Raw genomic sequence first — 15,323 nt, 5'->3', positions numbered from 1 at the left:
CCGCCATGCCCTTTCGCCTGCTCAGTCGCCTGACGCACACGCAGGCGGTGTTCCTGATGGTCGCGGTGACCTTGATGTGGTCCATCGCCGGCGTGGTCGCGCGCCAGCTCGAATCGGCCGCTCGCTTCGAGGTGACTTTCTGGCGCAGTGCCTTCACCGCGCTGTCGCTGCTGGTGATCTTGCCGCTGTGGCGCTCGGCCGACCGCGCGGCGGGCAGCCTCGAGGACGAACCAGGGCAGGGCCCATGGCAGCGCCACTGGGGCATGCAGCCGGGGTCCGGGGCATTCTGGATGAGCGGTGTGTGCTGGAGCGTGATGTTCACCGCCTTCATGCTGGCGCTGACCTTCACCACCGTGGCCAACGTGCTCGTCATCATGGCGGCGGGACCGCTGTTCACCGCGCTGCTGGCGCGCTTCACGATCGGCCAGACGCTGGCGCCACGGACATGGGCCGCCATCGTGGTCGCGGGCCTGGGCATTGTCTACATGTATGGCAGCCAGTTCCTGCTGGCCTTTGCCCGGCCCGACATCGACACCCGCGCGCTGGTGATCGGCTCGCTGGTGGCGCTGTGCGTGCCCATTGCCGGCGCCATCAACTGGACGGTGATGCAGCGTGGCAAGTCTCAGGGCCGTCACATCGATCTGGTGCCGTCGGTGCTGCTCGGCGGGCTCATCTCGTCCTTGTTCACGCTGCCCATGGCCTTGCCCTTCGAGGCCACGGGCCGCGACATTGCCTGGCTGGCACTGCTGGGCCTGGTGCAGCTGGCCATTCCCTGCGCGCTGGTCGTCGTCTGCTCGCGCGCCCTCAAGGCGCCCGAGGTGTCGCTGCTGGCCCTGTTGGAGGTGATCTTCGGCATCCTGCTCGCCTGGCTGGGTGCGGGAGAAGAGCCCGGTGCCGAGGTGCTGATCGGCGGCAGCCTGGTCATGGGCGCGCTGCTCACCAATGAACTGCTGGGCTGGCGCTCGCGCAGCGTCACCCCCCGCCTACAGACCCTGGACGCCCGCGACGCCCGCGACTCGCGCGGCGCCTGAGGAAGAACCACCATCGCCTGGAGCAACCGCATGTCTTCGACCGAACCGCTCGTGATCACCGAAGTGCAGGGCCGCGTGGGCCTGATCACGCTCCACCGTCCCAAGGCGCTGAACGCCCTGTCGCTGGAGATGATCCGCGCGCTCACGGCCGCGCTGCTGGCTTGGCGCGAGGACCCCGCGGTGCTGGCCGTGGCGATTCGCGGCGTCAACAAGGAAGGCCCCTTCGGCGCCTTCTGCGCGGGCGGCGACATCCGCTTCTTCCACCAGGCGGCGCTGGCCGGCAACCCCGAGCTCGAGGACTTCTTCACCGAGGAGTACGCGCTCAACCACCTGATCCACACCTACCCCAAGCCCTACATCGCCTTCATGGACGGCATCTGCATGGGCGGGGGCATGGGCATTAGCCAGGGCGCCAGCCTGCGCGTGGTGACCGAGCGCAGCAAGCTGGCGATGCCCGAAACCAACATCGGCCTGTTCCCCGACGTGGGTGGTGGCTACTTCCTGAGCCGTTGCGCGGGCCACCTGGGTGAGTACCTGGGCCTCACCGGCCGGATGCTGCAAGGCCGCGAAGCGCTGAGCGCGGGCCTGGCCGACGGCCACATCGAATCGCAGCGCCTGCCCAAGCTCTGGGACAGCCTGGGCGCCACGCCCTTCGAGAACGGCGAGGCCGTGCAGCGCTGGGTGGAAAGCCACCTGCAGGCGCAGGCGCCCGCCGCGCCCTGGCCGGTGGACGAGGTCAACACCGTCTTCAGCCTGGGCTCGGTGCCCGCCATGGTGGCCGCGCTGGGGGCCAGCGGCAGCGAGTGGGCCAAGGAGACGCTGCAGGTGCTGCGCCAGCGCTCGCCGCTGATGCTGCACGTGGTGCTGGAGCAGATCCGCCGCGCGCGCCGGGTGGGCCTGGCCGAGGACCTGCGCATGGAGCGCGACCTGGTGCGCCACTGCTTCCACCTGCGCCCGGGCGCGGCGAGCGAAACCGTGGAAGGCGTGCGCGCGCTCGCCATCGACAAGGACCACGCGCCGAAGTGGAACCCGGCGCGCATCGAGGACGTTACGCCCGAACAGGTGGCGGCCTTCTTCGTCTCGCCCTGGCCGGCGCACGCGCACCCGCTGCGCTCGCTGGGCTGAAACCGGCGGACCCACGCGCCAGGCGCGGGGCCCGGCGCGCCCTCAGGGCGTGTAGCGTTCGGTCGAGTTGACCTCGGCCCCGGCGTCAAAGCCGCTCACCACCAGCACCTGGCCGTTGTCGAGTCGACTGGCCACGGCGGACTGACGCACATGGGCCATGGAGGCGGCGCTGGTCCAGACCTTGAGGTCCGGGTTGTAGATCTCGGCGGTGTTCTGGCCGGAGCCACCAGCCAGAAGGACGCGGCCATCGGCCAGCAGCGTCATGGTGGGCAGGCTCCGGCTGCTGTTTCGCGTGCTCGTGGTCCAGGTCGACGTGTGCGGGTCGAATCGCCACGCCGTGGTGCCGGCATCGCTCGTCACGAGCACGCTGCCATCGTCCAATGGCACCGACAGCATGACGTTGCCGCTGCCGCCAAAGGCGATCGGCGTGGTGCCGCTGCCGTCCACCGCGTAGAGCTCGGCCGAGGTGACAAAGCCCCCGCTATTGACCCCGCCCGCGACGAGCAGCGTGGTGCCGCCCGGCAGCAGCTGCGCCGCGTGCTGCGCCCGTGCGGTGGACAAGGGGGTGGGCAGCAAGGTCCAGGTGCCGGTGGCCGGGTCGTACACCTCGGCCGTGCTCGAGAAGCTGGTGGGCGCCGGGCTGCGGAATCCGCCGACGACCAGGACCTTGCCATCGGGCAACACGCTGGCGGTGGGCCGCGTGCGCGCTTCGTTCATGCTGCCCGTGGCCGTCCAGGTATTGGCCACCGGGTCATAGAGTTCGGCGCTGGCCAGTGTGCTGAAGCCGGCGGCATCGCCGCCGAAGACCAGGACACGGCCATTGGCCAGGACCACGGCCGCCGGATCCGCGCGCGCGACGAGCATGGGGGCCGCCGCGCTCCAGCTGCTGCTGGCGGGGTCGTAGATGTCGGCCTCGAAGGACGGGCCGCCGAGGGCATAACCGCCCGCCAGCAGCTGGCGGCCATCGGGCAGGCGCGACAGGGTCGCGTAGTGGCGGGGCGTCGGAACGGTCGCGACGGACGTCCACGCACCGCGCCCCGTGACGGTCAGGCGCAACTGCGTCTGGACCGAGCCCGCGGGGTGGTTGGCGCTGACCGTGTGGCTGGTCTCGCGCTGCAGCGCGGTGGGCGTGCCGGTGATCGCTCCAGTGATCGCGTCGAGGGTCAGCCCGCTGGGCAGGGCCGGCGAAACGGTGAATCCGTTGGCGGAGCCGCCGCTGAGCCGCGCGTGGTTGGTGGCAATGGACTCGCCCACCACGTACAGCGCCCTTGGGGTGTCGTAGGTCAGCGCAGTCGGGCTGGGTGTGCTGGAGTGATTGCCCCCGCAAGCGGCCAGCAGGGCCGCCGCCGACAAGGCCAGGGCCCGCAGCCAGGCCGCGGGCCCTGTTTGATGTTGCACTATGGAATTTGGAGCAATCGAATAGGCCATGGCCGAATCTACCATCGGCGGCCCGCGTGCCCCCATCGCTCGCGCACCAGCAACTGGCCGGCGTGTGCGGTCGACCCTTCGCGCGCTGGCGCCTTCAGGCGCTCGCCGCCAAGCGCCCGAACCGCCCGCTCTGGAAGTCGTGGAAGGCCTGCACGATCTCCTCGCGCGTGTTCATCACGAAGGGACCGTGGCCCACCACGGGTTCCTCGATCGGCTCGCCGCCCAGGAACAGCAGCTTGGCGTCGGTGTTGGCCTCGATCTCCAGCGCGTCGCCGTCGCGCTGGAACTGCACCAGTTGGGCCTCGCGGGCCACGGCCTCGCCGTTGACCAGCACGGTGCCCGCCAGCACCACCAGCGCGGCGGTGTGGCCTTTGATCAGCGGCAGGCGCGCGGTCTTGCCCTGGTTCAGTCGCACGTCCCACACGTCCATGGGCGTGTGCGTGCGCGCCGGGCCGGCGTGGCCGCCGTAGGCGCCCGCGATCACGCGCACGCGGCCCGCGCCCTCGGGCAGGTCCACGCCGGGGATCTGCGCGTCCAGGATGTTCTGGTAGCCGGGCGCTTCCATCTTGCTGCGCGCGGGCAGGTTCACCCACAGCTGCACCATCTCCAGCTGGCCCCCGCGCTGCGTGAACGCGGGCGAGTGGAACTCCTCGTGCAGGATGCCCGAGGCGGCGGTCATCCACTGCACGTCGCCGGGGCCGATGGTGCCGCCCGCGCCGGTGGAGTCGCGGTGCGCCACCTCGCCGTCGTAAACGATGGTCACGGTCTCGAAACCGCGGTGCGGGTGCACCCCCACGCCGCGCGGGCGATCGCTGGGCGGGAATTGCGCCGGGCCGGCGTAGTCGAGCAGCAGGAAGGGGCTGAGCTGGGCGCCGTGGTCACCGTAGCTGAACAGCGAGCGCACGGGAAAACCGTCGCCCACCCAGTGCGGGCGGGGCGCGCTGTAGACCCCTTGGATCGGCTTGAGCATGGATTTCTCCTGAGATCACCACCCCGGTGCAACGGGGAATGGTGAGAGGATATGTGTGGAACGATACCCTGGGTAGATGGCGATAATCGGTCGCAATGTTCTATAGGTGGAACGATGAAGCTGCCCGACCTGAACGACCTCTATTACTACGCCCAGGTGGTGGAGCACGGCGGCTTCGCGGCGGCCAGCCGCGCCCTGGGCGTCCCGAAGTCGCGCCTGAGCCGGCGCATCGCGCTGCTGGAAGAGCGCCTGGGGGCGCGGTTGATCCTGCGCTCCACGCGCAGCTTCTCCGTCACCGACGCGGGTCGCGGTTACTACACGCACTGCCGCGCCATGCTGACCGAGGCCGAGGCGGCCGAGGAGTCCATCGCCGTGGCGCGCGGCGAGCCGCGCGGCGTGGTGCGCATGAGCTGTCCGGTGGCGCTGCTGGCCACGCGCATGGGCGGCATGCTGGCCGACTTCCTGGCGCGCCACCCGCGCGTGGAGCTGCACCTGGAGGAGACCAACCGCCGCGTGGACGTGGTGGCAGAGGGCATCGACCTGGCCGTGCGCGTGCGCCCGCCGCCACTGGAGGACAGCGAACTGGCCATGCGCGTGCTGTCCGAGCGCAGCCAGTGCCTGGTGGCCAGCCCGGCGCTGATCGAGCGCCTGGGCAACCCGCAGGGGCCCGGCGACCTGGCGCGTTTTCCGAGCATGGACCTGGGCCAGCCGCAGGAGGTGCATCAGTGGGTGCTTGAGGGCCCGAACGGCGCACGCGCCGAGGTGCGGCACCAGCCGCGCTATGTCACGCGCGGCATGCTGGCGCTGCGCGCCGCGGCCGTGGCGGGCGTGGGCATCGTGCAGTTGCCGCGCATGATGCTGGCGGCCGAGTTCGGGCCGGGCGAGCTGGTGCCGGTGCTGCCGGGCTGGGCACCGCGGCGCGAGATCGTGCACGCGGTGTTCGCCTCGCGGCGCGGCCAGTTGCCCGCGGTGCGGCTCCTGATCGATCACCTGGCCGAGCGCTTCGCCGCGCTGAGCGAGGACTGAGCCACGAGCGAGCGACAAGAAGGCGGCGGCCTCAGGCCGACGCGGTGGCCCTCGCGGCCAGCCAGGCCTGCAGCGTGGTTGGCGCCAGCCAGGCGCCCGGGCCGGGCAGCAGCGAGTCGGCTTGGAGCGGTGCGCCGAAATAGCCCGCGCCCTCGTCCGTCACGACCTCGCGCCCATCGCCGCGCTGGCGCAGCAGGTCACGCAGCAGCTCGTCCATGGGCCAGGCCTGGGGGCCGGCGATCTCGGTGAGGCCATTCAGGGGTTCTGCCGTGGCGGCGCGCGCCACGGCCGCGGCCACGTCGGACGCGGCGATCGGCTGGATGCCCGCCGAGGGCGCGTGCACGCGCCCGTCCCGGGTGGCGGCGTCGGCGATGGCGCCGAGAAACTCGTGGAACTGCGTGGCGCGCACGATGGTGTGGGGCAGGGCGCCGCCGCGGATCATCTGTTCCTGCGCCAGCTTGGCGAGGAAATAGCCGCTGTCGCGCAGGCGATCGGTGCCGACGACGGACAGCGCCACGACATGGCGCACGCCGGCCGCGGTCGCTTCGTTCAGGAGCTGGCGCGTGGAGGTTTGGAAGAAGTGCATCACCGCCGCCGGCTCGAACGAGGGCGAGTTGCTCACGTCCACCACCACCCGCGCGCCCCGCAGCGCCTGGGGCAGGCCGTCGCCGGTGAGGGTGTTGACGCCGGTGGAGGGAGCGGCGGCCAGCACGTCGTGCCCGCCCTGGCGCAGCAGCGCGCCGACCTGTTGGCCGATGAGGCCAGTGCCTCCGATGATCACGACTTTCATAGGGGTCCTTTGTGTCTGGGGATGGCGAGGACCCGCGGTCTCGGCGCAGGCCGAAGCGGCGTCCTCAGCCCCAAGACGGCGCCGTTGCCCCGCTTGTGACCGGCGCAGCCGACCATCCGTCGGCGGGGCCTTCGCCGCCGGCCCGCATCACATCCAGAGCGCGCGCCACAGCAGCCGCGGCAGCTCGCTCTTGTCGACGGTGACCCGCTGGGCCCAGCTGCGGTGCTGGATGGCGGCGATGCGGTCGAGCACGCGCAGGCCGCCTTGCACCACGAGGCGCAGCTCCCAGCCCGCGCGACCGCCGACCTGGTGCACCAGCGGCGCGCCCATCTGCATCAGGCCGCGCGCCTGCGTGCACAGCTCGGCCACCACGGCCTGGCGCTCGCGCTCGCGTTCGCCGGCGCCGGGCAGGAAGTCCTCCACCGCCACGCCGTGGCGGCGCAGCGTGTCGGCCGGCAGGTACACGCGCTGGCGCGACAGGTCGACACCCAGGTCCTGCCAGAAGTTGATCAGCTGCAGGGCGCTGCAGATGCGGTCGCTGCGTTCCAGCGCGGCGGCGTCCGTCACGCCCCACAGGTGCAGCAGCAGCCGCCCCACCGGGTTGGCCGAGAGCCGGCAGTAGGCGAGCAGCTCGGCCGTGTCGGCGTAGCGGTGGCCGCTGGCGGTGTGGCGCACGTCCTGCTCGAAAGCGCTGATCAGGTCGCGCAGCAGGTCCGCGGGCCAGGCGTGGCGCTGCACGGCGGCGGCCAGGGGCGCGAAGACGGCCTGCCAGCGCGGTGGCACGGGGCGGCCAGCCAGGGCCTCGTCCAGCGCCGCGCGGTAGGCGGCCAGCTCGGCCAGGCGCGTGGTGGCGTCGGCATCGCCTTCGTCGGCGATGTCGTCGGCCGTGCGCGCGAAGCGGTAGAGCGCGGCCACCGCCGGGCGCAGCGGGGCGGGGCAGAGCCAGCTCGCCACCGGGAAGTTCTCGTAGTGCTCGACCGAGGCGCCGAAGGCGGCCGATGCCCCGGGCGGCGCGGTGGCGCCGGGCGCTCTCGCCGTGTCGGGCGCGGCCGTGTCCGTGTCCCCGCTGGGAGGGGCGGTGTCGGAGGGGTGGGGTGTTTGCACTAGAATTTCGGTTACTAACCGGTCAGTCATTAATATCTGGTGCCGCATCCGGCCCGAACGCGGGGGAACTCCATGAAAACGACGCTGATTGTCTGCGTATTGGCCAGCACCGCCGCGCTGGCCGCCTGCGCCCGGCCCGAGCCGGCGCCCGAGCCGGTGCGCGCCGTGAAGCTGCTCACCGTGGGTCCGTCGGTGCTGAACGCCAACAGCGAATACGCCGGCGAAGTTCGTGCCCGGGTCGAATCGCGCCTGGGGTTTCGCGTCGGCGGCAAGCTGGTGGAGCGCCCGGCCGAGGTGGGCCAGCGCGTGAGGGCGGGTCAGCTGCTGGCGCGGCTGGACGCGCAGGACCTGGCGCTGTCCGGCCAGGCCGCGCAGGCCGCGGCCACCGCCGCGCTCACCCAGCGCGACCTGGCGCGCGCCGACCTGGAGCGCTTCAAAGGCCTGCTGGCCCAGGGCTTCGTGAGCCAGGCCGAGATCGACCGTCGCCAGGCCGCGCTGGAAGCGGCCGAGGCCTCCTTGCGCCAGGCCCGCGCACACAGCGCGGTGCAGGGCAACCAGGCGGGCTACGCCCGCCTGCTGGCCGACGCGCCCGGCGTGGTGACGGCCGTGCCGGCCGACCCTGGCCAGGTGGTTCAGGCCGGCAGCCCGGTGGTGGTGCTGGCGCAGGACGGCGAGCGCGACGTGGTTTTCGCCGTGCCCGAGGACCGGCTGGCCCTGGTGCGCCCCGGCACGCGCGCGCGCGTGCGGCCCTGGGCCCATGCCGATGGCAAGGAACTGGAGGCCACCGTGCGCGAGGTGGCGGCCAGCGCCGACCCGGCCACGCGCACCTACCAGGTGAAGCTGGCGCTGCCGGCCGACGCGAAACTGCCGCTGGGCGCCACCGCCTACGTCACGCTGGCCACGGCGCACACCGGTCAGGCCGCCATCACCCTGCCCACCACGGCGGTGATGCAGTCGGCCGAGGGCGATCGCCGCGGCAGCGTGGTGTGGGTGTTCGACGAGGACAAGGGCACCGTGCAGCCGCGCCCCGTGCAGGTGGCCGGCGCCGACGGCAACCGCGTGGTGATCGCGGGCGGCCTGGAGCCGGGTGACGAGGTGGTGGCCACCGGCGGCCATGTGCTCAGCGCGGGCCAGAAGGTCGTGCGCTTCGTGGCGCAATAAGGGCGCGGGCGAATCAACATGCAAGAAACGCCACCTGGCCAGACAGGCCCGTTCTCGCGCTTCAACCTCTCTCGCTGGGCGCTGGACCACCCGGCCTTCACGCGCTACCTCATGGTGGTGCTGATGCTGTTCGGCATCGCCTCCTATTTCCAGCTCGGGCAGGACGAAGACCCGCCGTTCACCTTCCGCGCCATGGTGGTGCGCGTGTTCTGGCCCGGCGCCACCGCGCCGCAGGTGGCCGAACAGGTGGCCGACCGCATCGAGCGCACCCTGCAGGAAGTGCCCTACGCCGACAAGATCCGCAGCTACACCAAGCCGGGCGAGGCGCTGATCCTTCTGCAGCTGGACGACGCGTCGCCGCCGGGCGAAGTGCAGGACATCTGGTACACGGTGCGCAAGAAGGTGGGCGACATGCGCGGCGAGCTGCCGCAGGGCGTGATCGGCCCCTTCTTCAACGACGAGTTCGGCGACGTCTACGGCGTGATCTACGCCCTGCAGGGCGAGGGCTTTTCCGATGCCGAGCGCAAGGACGTGGCCGAGGCCGTGCGGCAGCAGCTGCTGCGCGTGAACGATGTCGCCAAGGTCGAGCTGTTCGGCGTGCAGGACCAGAAGATCTATGTGGAGGTCTCGCAGAAGCGCCTGGCCACGCTGGGGCTGAACCTCAACGCCGTGCTCGACCAGATGGGGCAGCAGAACGCCGTGGCCTCGGCTGGCGCGGTGCAGACGCCGCTGGACGTGGTGCAGGTGCGCGTGGACGGCGGGTTCAACTCGGTGGACGAGCTGCGCGCGATGCCGATCCGCTCGGCCGCCAGCGGGCGCACCATCCGGCTCGGCGACATCGCCGACATCGCGCGCGGCACCATCGACCCGCCCGAGGTGCTGGTGCGGCACGACGGCCAGGACAGCATCGCGCTGGGCATTTCCATGGCCAAGGGCGGCGACATCATCGCCCTCGGCCAGGCGCTGAAGGCGGCGGTGGCGGGCATCGGGCCCACGCTGCCCGCGGGCATGCACCTGGTGCAGGTGCAGGACCAGCCGGCCGCCGTGGCGGCCTCGGTCAACGAGTTCGTGAAGGTGCTGATCGAGGCCGTGGTGATCGTGCTCGCGGTGAGTTTCCTGGCGCTGGGCCTGCATCGGCGCCCCGGCGGCCGGGGCCTGTGCCGCTACGTGCTGGACATGCGGCCCGGCCTGGTGGTGTTCATCACCATCCCGCTGGTGCTGGCCATCACCTTCCTGGCGATGAACCACTACGGCATCGGCCTGCACAAGATCTCGCTGGGCTCGCTCATCATCGCCCTGGGCCTGCTGGTGGACGACGCCATCATCGCCGTCGAGATGATGGTGCGAAAGCTGGAGGAGGGCTACGACATGGTGCGCGCGGCCACCTTCACCTGGGACGCCACCGCCATGCCCATGCTCACGGGCACGCTGATCACGGCCGCGGGCTTTCTGCCCATCGGCCTGGCCCAGTCGGTCACGGGCGAATACACCTTCGCCATCTTCGCGGTCACGGTGATCGCGCTGCTCGTTTCCTGGGTGGTGGCGGTGCTGTTCGTGCCTTACCTGGGCGTGAAGCTGCTGAAGATCAAGCCCAAGGTGGAAGGAGAGCCGCACGAGGTCTTCGACGGCCCTTTCTACCAGCGCTTTCGCCGCGCCGTGGACTGGTGTGTCGAGCACCGCTGGCTGACCATCGGCGCCACGGTCCTCACCTTCGTGCTGGGCCTCGCGGGCATGGGCCAGGTGCAGCAGCAGTTCTTCCCCGATTCGAGCCGGCCCGAGATCCTGGTCGACATCTGGCTGCCGGAGGGCAGCAGCATCCGCGCCATGGACGAGGTGGCCGAGCGCGTGGAGCAGCGCCTGCTGAAAGAGACCGGCGTGAAGAGCGTGACCACCTGGGTGGGCTCGGGCGTGCCGCGCTTTTACCTGCCGCTGGACCAGATCTTTCCGCAGAGCAACGTGGCGCAGTTCATCGTGCTGCCCGCCGGCCTGAAGGAACGCGAACGCATCCGCCGCGACCTGCCGGCGCTGCTGGCCACCGAGTTCCCCGAGGTGCGTGGCCGCGTGAAGCTGCTGCCCAACGGGCCGCCGGTGCCGTATCCCGTGCAGTTCCGCGTGGTGGGCGACGATCCCGTGGTGCTGCGCGGCTTGGCCGACGAGGTCAAGCGCGCGGTGGCGCAGAACCCCCACGCGCGCGGCGTGAACGACAACTGGAACGAGGCCGTCAAGCAGATCCGCCTGGAGGTGGACCAGGCCAAGGCGCGCGCCCTGGGCGTGAGCAGCGCCAGCATCGCGCAGGCGGCGCGCACCATCCTCGTGGGCAGCACCGTCGGCCAGTACCGCGAGGGCGACGAGCTCATCGACATCGTGCTGCGCCAGCCGCTGGAAGAGCGCGACACCATCACCGACCTGGCCAACGCCTACCTGCCCACCGCGAGCGGGCAGGCTGTGCCCTTGCTGCAGGTGGTGCGGGTGAACTTCGGCTGGGAGCCGGGCGTGATGTGGCGCGAGAACCGCGAGTACGCCATCACCGTGCAGAGCGACGTGGTGGAGGGCCTGCAGGGCGCCACCGTCACCGCCCAGTTGCAGCCCCGGCTGCAGGAGATCCAGCGCCGCTGGCTGAGCGAAGGCCTGAGCGGCTACCGCATCGAGGTGGCCGGCGCGGTGGAGGAGAGCAGCAAGGGCTCGGCCTCCATCGCCGCGGGCGTGCCGCTGATGCTGTTCATCGTGTTCACGCTGCTCATGGTGCAGCTGCAGAGCTTCAGCCGCGCGATGCTGGTGTTCCTGACCGGCCCCATGGGCATGGCCGGCGTGGCCGGCGCGCTGCTGCTGCTCAACCGGCCTTTCGGCTTCGTGGCACTGCTGGGCGTGATCGCGCTCATGGGCATGATCCAGCGCAACTCGGTGATCCTCATCGACCAGATCGAGCAGGACCGCGCGCGCGGCGTGCCGGCCTGGGACGCGATCGTGGAGGCCGCCGTGCGCCGCATGCGGCCCATCGTGCTGACGGCCGCCGCGGCGGTGCTGGCCATGATCCCCCTGTCGCGCAGCGTGTTCTGGGGACCGATGGCCGTGGCCATCATGGGCGGCCTGATCGTGGCCACGGTGCTCACGCTGCTGGCGCTGCCGGCGATGTACGCGGCCTGGTTCCGGGTGAAGCGGCCGCGGGGAGCCTGACTTGACGGGCCGGCGTGCCGCGTCGATATTTTCCGATGTGAAAACCACCGAGGCCGCCATGCCCCTCCCGACGCTGCACTACCACCCGCTGTCCTCGTACTGTCACAAGCTGCTGATCGCGCTCGACGAGCTGGGCGTCGAGGTCGACAAGCGCCTGCTGAACCTGGGCGATCCCACGCAGCGCGAGGCCTTCTTGGCGCTCTGGCCCCTTGGCAAGATGCCGCTGCTGGAGGACCAGGGGCGGGTGATCGCCGAGACCAGCATCATCATCGAGCACCTGCAGCGCCGCCATGCGCCGCCCGGGCGGGCGCTCATCCCCGCCGACGCCGAGCAGGCGCTTGAGGTGCGTCTGTGGGACCGCCTGTTCGACCAGTACGTGATGACGCCCATGCAGGCGTTCACGGCCGACCTGCTGCGCCCCGAGGCCCAGCGCGACCCGCTGAACGTGGCCCAGGCCCGCGAAGCGCTGCTCAAGTCCTATGCGCTGATCGACAGGCACCTGCAGGGCCGCCAGTGGGTGGCCGCCGATGGCTTCAGCATGGCCGATTGCGCGGCGGCGCCGGCCCTGTTCTATGCGGTGACCTACGTGCCGCTGTCCGAAGACCAGCCCCGCCTGGCGGCCTACTTTGAACGCCTCATGGACCGCCCCTCGGTGGCGCGCACCGTGGAGCAGGCGCGGCCTTTCTTCAAGTTCTATCCGGGGCGCGCCGGCCTGGCGCGGCGCTTCTTCGAGCCGGAGGGGCGTTGAGAGGCGCGCGGCGAGCCGGCGTTGTTTGATCGCCCGCCCGTCGCACTGCAGACCGTGCGCGTGAACGCATGAACCGGGCCGAAGCCCCCTCCACCGCCCACGGCACCCCCGAGGCCATCGGGCTCACCGCGGCCGAGGCGGCGCGGCGGCTGGCGCAGGAGGGCCCCAACGCGCTGCCGGGCGGTGAGCGGCACACCCTGCTGGCGATCGCGCGGGAGACCTTGCGCGAGCCGATGTTCCTGTTGCTGCTGGCCGCGGGCCTGCTGTACCTGGCGCTCGGCAATCTGCAGGAGGGCCTGACGCTCCTGGGCTTTGTGGTCGTCACGCTGGCGCTGACCTTGTACCAGGAGGGCCGCACGGAACGCGCCATCGAGGCGCTGCGCGAGCTCACCAGCCCGCGCGCGCTGGTCATCCGCGACGGGCAGGCGCAGCGCATCGCGGGCCGCGAGGTGGTGCGCGGCGACCTGCTGGTGCTGAACGAGGGCGACCGCGTTTCCGCCGACGCCTGGCTGCTGACGGCCGACAGCGTGCAGGTCGATGAGTCGCTGCTCACGGGCGAATCCGTGCCGGTCGGCAAGCGCCAGGCCCGCGCCGAAGAAGGGGCCGATCCCGCCACGCCGGCGTCGGCGCGCACCGCCCCCGGTGGCGACGACCAGCCGATGGTGTATGCCGGCACGCTGATCGTGCAGGGGCACGCGATGGCGCGCGTCGCGGCGACCGGTGCGCGCAGCGCGATCGGCCGCATCGGCGAGGCGCTGGGCACGCTGGCCAGCGAGCGGACGCCGCTGCAGCGGCAGACGGACCGGCTGGTGCGCCGCCTGGCTCTGCTGGCCTTGCTGTTCAGCCTGGCGCTGGTGCTCATCCTGGGCGCGTCCAGCGGCGACTGGCTGCAGGCGCTGCTCGCCGGCATCGCGCTGGCCATGGCCATGCTGCCCGAGGAGTACCCCGTGGTGCTGACCGTGTTTCCCGCCCTGGGGGCGCGCCGCCTGTCGAAGGAGGGCGTGCTGACGCGGCGGCTCACCGCGATCGAGACGCTTGGGGCCACCACGGTGCTGTGCGTCGACAAGACCGGCACCCTGACCGAGAACCGCATGGCGGTGACGCACCTGGTGGCGGGCGGACCCGCGGTCAGTGAGCGCCTGGTGCTGGACCCGCTGGCCGACGGCGAGCTGCCGGAGGCGTTCCACGGCCTGGTCGAGGTCGCGATTCTGGCCAGCCAGATCGATCCCTTCGACCCGATGGAGAAGGCCTTCCACCGCCTGGGCCAGCGCTTCCTCGCCCACACCGAGCACCTGCACCGGGACTGGCGCTTGGTGCAGACCTACGCCCTGACACCGGCGCTGCGCGCCATGTCCCACGTTTGGGCCGATGGCCGCGACGGCGCCCGCACGGTGGTGGCCAAGGGCGCGCCGGAAGCGGTCGTCGACCTGTGCCACCTGGGCCCGGCGGACCGGCAGCGCATCGCCGCCGCGGTCGATGCGCTGGCCGCCCAGGGGCTGCGCGTGCTGGCGGCGGCCCGCGGTGTGGTCGCGGGCCACGAACTGCCCACCCACGAACACGGCTTCGACTTCGAGTTCGTGGGCTTGCTCGGCCTGGCCGATCCGGTGCGGGCCGAGGTGCCGGCCGCCGTGGCCGAGTGCCGCGCGGCCGGCATCCGTGTGGTGATGATCACCGGCGACTACCCGGTGACGGCGCGCGCCATCGCCCGCCAGGCCGGCCTGGACGACGGCGGCGCGGGCGTGCTGTCGGGCGATGAGATCGCCACGCTCAACGAGCCGGCCTTGCGTGAGCGCATGGCCGAGGTCAGCGTGTGCGCCCGCATTGCCCCCGAACAGAAGCTGCGCATCGTCCAGGCGCTCAAGGCGCGCGGCGAGGTGGTGGCGATGACCGGCGACGGCGTGAACGACGCGCCCGCCCTGCGGGCGGCGCACGTCGGCGTGGCCATGGGCGGGCGCGGCACCGACGTGGCGCGCGAGTCGGCGTCCCTGGTGCTGGTCGACGACAACTTCGCGGCCATCGTGCGCGCGGTGCGGCTCGGGCGCCGCATCTTCGACAACCTGCGCAAGGCCATGTCGTACATCCTCGCGGTGCACGTGCCGATCGCCGGCATGGCCCTGCTGCCGGGGCTGTTCGGCTGGCCGGCGCTGCTGTACCCGATGCACATCGCGCTGCTCGAACTCATCATCGACCCGGCCTGTTCCCTCGCGTTCGAGAACGAGCCGGCCGAGCGCCGGGTGATGCAGCGCCCCCCGCGGCGGCCCGAGGCGCCGCTGTTTGGGGGGGCGACGCTGTGGCTCGCGCTGCTGCAAGGCCTGGGCGTGTTGGCCGCGGTCCTGCTGGCCTTCGCCTGGGCCCGTGGGTCGATGGCGGAGGAGCAGGCGCGGGCCTTCGGATTCGCGACGCTCGTGACCGGCAATCTCGCGCTCATCCTGTCGAACCGCTCCGCCAGCGGCTCGTTGTGGGCCTCCCTGCGCACGCCGAACCGCACGCTGTGGTGGGTCATCGGCGCGGGGTTGGTGCTGCTGGCGCTGGCCTTGTACCTGCCCTGGGCGGCGGGCGTGCTGCGTTTTGCGCCGCTGGCCCCGCTCGAACTGGCCGCGGCCGTGGCTGGCGGCCTGGCGAGCGTGGTCTGGTTCGAGGTGGTCAAGTGGGTGCGCCGGCGCGCGCCCGACCCGGGCCAGCCCGAGCCCCGTAATGGACAGGGTGTCGCGCCGCCCGGGTGACGGCGCCCGGCGCAACTGCTATGGTTGCCGGGCTAGGAGGTTC

11 protein-coding genes are annotated in these 15,323 nt (G+C 71.7%); 7 read left to right on the top strand and 4 right to left on the bottom strand.

The genetic code is table 11. From position 1 onward, the window contains the following. Positions 1 to 5: 5 nt before the first annotated feature. Together BHU06_RS08000 and BHU06_RS07995 are read left to right on the top strand one after the other, a co-directional pair. Positions 6 to 1,031 carry a DMT family transporter gene (locus tag BHU06_RS08000; protein WP_070398617.1) on the top strand — a complete coding sequence of 342 codons (1,026 nt, stop codon included), beginning with the start codon at positions 6 to 8 and terminating at the stop codon, positions 1,029 to 1,031. 30 nt (positions 1,032 to 1,061) lie between these two features. Beyond that, entirely contained in the window at positions 1,062 to 2,156 is a 1,095-nt protein-coding gene (locus BHU06_RS07995; RefSeq protein WP_070398616.1) for an enoyl-CoA hydratase/isomerase family protein, read from the top strand. Between the two features lie 42 nt (positions 2,157 to 2,198). Here BHU06_RS07995 and BHU06_RS07990 read toward each other — a convergent pair whose 3' ends face one another. Together BHU06_RS07990 and BHU06_RS07985 are read right to left on the bottom strand one after the other, a co-directional pair. Next, positions 2,199 to 3,554: a kelch repeat-containing protein gene (locus BHU06_RS07990; RefSeq protein ID WP_175442822.1), complete on the bottom strand. Its 1,356-nt coding sequence runs from the start codon at positions 3,552 to 3,554 to the stop codon at positions 2,199 to 2,201. Between the two features lie 124 nt (positions 3,555 to 3,678). Beyond that, a complete protein-coding gene (locus tag BHU06_RS07985) occupies positions 3,679 to 4,554 on the bottom strand; it encodes a pirin family protein (RefSeq protein WP_070398614.1) in 876 nt (291 codons plus the stop codon). A 114-nt stretch (positions 4,555 to 4,668) separates the two neighbouring features. Here BHU06_RS07985 and BHU06_RS07980 point away from each other — a divergent pair, with 114 nt between their 5' ends. Further along, on the top strand, positions 4,669 to 5,580 hold the full coding sequence (locus BHU06_RS07980) for a LysR family transcriptional regulator (RefSeq protein WP_070398613.1): 912 nt from the start codon (positions 4,669 to 4,671) through the stop codon (positions 5,578 to 5,580). 31 nt (positions 5,581 to 5,611) lie between these two features. On the opposite strand, the gene BHU06_RS07975 is transcribed toward BHU06_RS07980, so the two are convergent. Together BHU06_RS07975 and hpnC are read right to left on the bottom strand one after the other, a co-directional pair. Beyond that, positions 5,612 to 6,370, bottom strand: a complete 759-nt coding sequence (locus tag BHU06_RS07975; RefSeq protein ID WP_070398612.1) for an SDR family oxidoreductase — start codon at positions 6,368 to 6,370, stop codon at positions 5,612 to 5,614. Positions 6,371 to 6,517: 147 nt separating this feature from the next. After that, on the bottom strand, positions 6,518 to 7,474 hold the full coding sequence (gene hpnC / locus BHU06_RS07970) for a squalene synthase HpnC (protein ID WP_254668136.1): 957 nt from the start codon (positions 7,472 to 7,474) through the stop codon (positions 6,518 to 6,520). A 72-nt stretch (positions 7,475 to 7,546) separates the two neighbouring features. On the opposite strand from hpnC, the gene BHU06_RS07965 reads away from it, so the two are divergent. The 4 genes from BHU06_RS07965 (at position 7,547) to BHU06_RS07950 (ending at position 15,280) form a co-directional block, all read left to right on the top strand. Further along, a complete protein-coding gene (locus BHU06_RS07965) occupies positions 7,547 to 8,635 on the top strand; it encodes an efflux RND transporter periplasmic adaptor subunit (RefSeq protein WP_070398611.1) in 1,089 nt (362 codons plus the stop codon). 18 nt (positions 8,636 to 8,653) lie between these two features. Then, the gene (locus tag BHU06_RS07960) at positions 8,654 to 11,809 is read left to right on the top strand and encodes an efflux RND transporter permease subunit (RefSeq protein ID WP_070398610.1); all 3,156 of its coding nucleotides are present in this window, start codon (positions 8,654 to 8,656) and stop codon (positions 11,807 to 11,809) included. A 58-nt stretch (positions 11,810 to 11,867) separates the two neighbouring features. Then, entirely contained in the window at positions 11,868 to 12,557 is a 690-nt protein-coding gene (locus BHU06_RS07955; protein WP_070398747.1) for a glutathione S-transferase family protein, read from the top strand. A gap of 68 nt (positions 12,558 to 12,625) precedes the next feature. Beyond that, the gene (locus BHU06_RS07950) at positions 12,626 to 15,280 is read left to right on the top strand and encodes a cation-translocating P-type ATPase (protein WP_070398609.1); all 2,655 of its coding nucleotides are present in this window, start codon (positions 12,626 to 12,628) and stop codon (positions 15,278 to 15,280) included. Positions 15,281 to 15,323: the final 43 nt, after the last annotated feature.

It is taken from the genome of Hydrogenophaga sp. PML113 (assembly GCF_001777155.1).
GTDB classification, from domain to species: Bacteria; Pseudomonadota; Gammaproteobacteria; order Burkholderiales; family Burkholderiaceae_C; genus Hydrogenophaga; species Hydrogenophaga borbori.
This window is presented reverse-complemented; position numbering and strand designations above follow the sequence as displayed.